This window comes from Pseudomonas sp. (assembly GCF_037994325.1).
Lineage (GTDB): Bacteria > Pseudomonadota > Gammaproteobacteria > Pseudomonadales > Pseudomonadaceae > Aquipseudomonas.
In genome coordinates, this window is the sequence record NZ_JBBNAH010000672.1 from 1 (window position 1) to 2,253 (window position 2,253).

The 2,253-nt window shown below is 62.8% G+C and carries 3 protein-coding genes; 1 reads left to right on the plus strand and 2 read right to left on the minus strand.

What is annotated here, in order from left to right:
- The coding region (locus AAAB16_RS22200; RefSeq protein WP_340665285.1) for a TolC family protein at nt 1–713 on the minus strand (713 nt) is incomplete at its 3' end.
- A 281-nt stretch (nt 714–994) separates the two neighbouring features.
- Between AAAB16_RS22200 and AAAB16_RS22205 the strand changes: the two genes are divergently transcribed.
- Nucleotides 995–1,945: a LysR family transcriptional regulator gene (locus AAAB16_RS22205; protein ID WP_340665286.1), complete on the plus strand. Its 951-nt coding sequence runs from the start codon at nt 995–997 to the stop codon at nt 1,943–1,945.
- Between the two features lie 83 nt (nt 1,946–2,028).
- Here the strand turns inward: AAAB16_RS22205 and AAAB16_RS22210 are convergent.
- Nucleotides 2,029–2,253 (minus strand): hypothetical protein (locus AAAB16_RS22210; protein WP_340665287.1); only part of this gene is annotated, 225 nt, incomplete at its 5' end.

Genomic DNA, 2,253 nt, shown 5'->3' on the forward strand with positions numbered 1-2,253 from the left:
GGTGGTTGGCCCGCCAACGCCGCCAATTGCTGACGGCTGAGGGCGATGGCCTCGTCGGCTAAGTCCAGTTGCCGTTGCGCCTGCGGCAACGGTGCTTGCGCCTGACTGAGCTGCAACTGCGTACCGAGCCCCGCTTGCAAACGACGCTGGGCCACGCTGAGCAACTGTTGCTGCTGGGCCACGGCCGCGGCAGCGATATCGCGCTCAGCAAAGCCCAGCGCCAGGCCCACATAGGCGCGCAGCAGATTGCCTTGCAGCTCCAACGCCGCCGCACGTTCACTGCTGGCGGCCACTTGGGCAAGACTTAATGCCCGCAGACGATTACTGCGCTCGCGGCCCCACAGGTCGAGGTTGTAGCTCAGGCCCAGGCCTTGCGTGTTGTCCCAACTGGTGCTGCGGCCCAGGGCGCCAGGGCCGTAGAAAGCATCCCCAGGCCAGCGCTTACGTTGCAGCTGCGCGCTGTAATCCACCTGCGCGGCTTCTTCGGCTTCAGCCAGCCCGGCCATGGCCTGCGCCTGACGAACGCGGGCGGCAGCCATGTGCAAGCTGGGGCTGGCGGCCAGCGCCTGGGTCATCCAGGCATTGAGCTGCGGATCGCCGTAGGCCTGCCACCACTGCGCGCTGGGCCAGGTGATCGCCACAGCGCCCGGCTCAATGGCAAGCGGCGCTTGGTTCTGCGGGCGGATGCCGCTGCTATCGAGGCAGGCACTCAAACAAATTGGACACAGAAACAAACTGGCAAGGCGAAGCCATTGCCCAAGGGTGCGGGGCACTGCGAGACATCCTGACAAGGCGGCGGCTAAAGAAAAGTGCCGGCTCTAGGTGACCAGCTGGCGGCGATTCTAGGGGGCGCTACCGGGGCAGATAAGCGATGTTTTAGGCCAATCATTGTGTACTAAACTGCAACAATCTTTGGCAGGCTTCATGCCAGACTGCGCACCCGCCGCACCCTGCCGCCATGGCCCGGCAGCCGGCGCCTCAGAGGAAAATTGCGGTGGATATTCTGTTCAATATGCGCACCTTTGTTTGCGTGGTCGAAACCGGTAGCTTTACCGCCGCCGCGCAACGTATGGACCTGACCACCTCCTACGTTTCGCGCTCGGTCGCCACCCTGGAAACCCACCTGCGCACGCGCTTGCTGCAACGCACCACCCGGCGTATCGCCCTGACCGAAGCCGGCCAGCGCTACCTGCTGCGCTGCCAGCAAATTCTCGGCTATATCGAAGAAGCCGAAGCGGAAGCCGGCGATGCCCACGCCCACCCGGCCGGCAACCTGAAAGTGCATTCAATGACCGGCATCGGCCAGCACTACCTGATCAAAACCATCGCCGCCTACCACCGCAAATACCCCGACGTCAGCTTTGACCTGACCCTGGCCAACCGCACCACCGACATCCTCGACGAGGGCTACGACGTCTCCGTTGTCATCGCCCGCGAGCTGCCGGACTCCGGGCTGGTATCCAAACGTATCGGCAACACCTTTAGCGTGCTCTGCGCCTCGCCCGCCTACATCGCCGAACACGGCTTCGCCCATCGCCCAGGCGAGCTGCACCAACACCGCTGCCTGCGCCTGGTAAACGCCGCCATGAGCCTGGACAAATGGCACTTCGACGGGCCGGACGGCGACGAAATGGTCGCCATCAACCGCAGCGTATTTCAAGTCAACACCGCCGACGCCATGACTGAAGCGGTCAAAGCCGGCATCGGCATCGGCGCCCTACCCGTCTACACCGCCATTGCCGGCCTGCGCGACGGCAGACTAGTGCGCGTGCTGCCGCAATACCGGCTATACCAACTCAACGTGTTCGCCCTGTACCCATCGCGGCAATACCTGGACGCCAAGATCCGCACCTGGGTGGAGTTTTTGCGCGACACCTTGCCCGAACGGTTAAAAGCCGACGAAGACAGCCTGCAAGAGTTGAGCGGCATGCTGACTGCGCTGTAACAGAAGTACCGAGCGTAGGGTGTGCTGTGCGCACCGGCACACCCTAACGAGCAACGCATTATTCGCGACAACCCCCCACGCGCTTAACGAAACGTGAAACTGCCACGCGGGTCCTTGTCGCTGTAATCCCCCTCGGTAAACCCACTTTTACCTTTCAGCAAATCGCGCCGGATGCGGTCCAGATTGACCATCCGTAAATCGCCAATCGTCACGCTGGGCAGCATGCCGATCTCCAACCAGTTGGCGACCTTCTCCACTGCAATGCCAGTCATGGCGGCAAAGGTGCCGACGCCGCAATAGTCGAACTC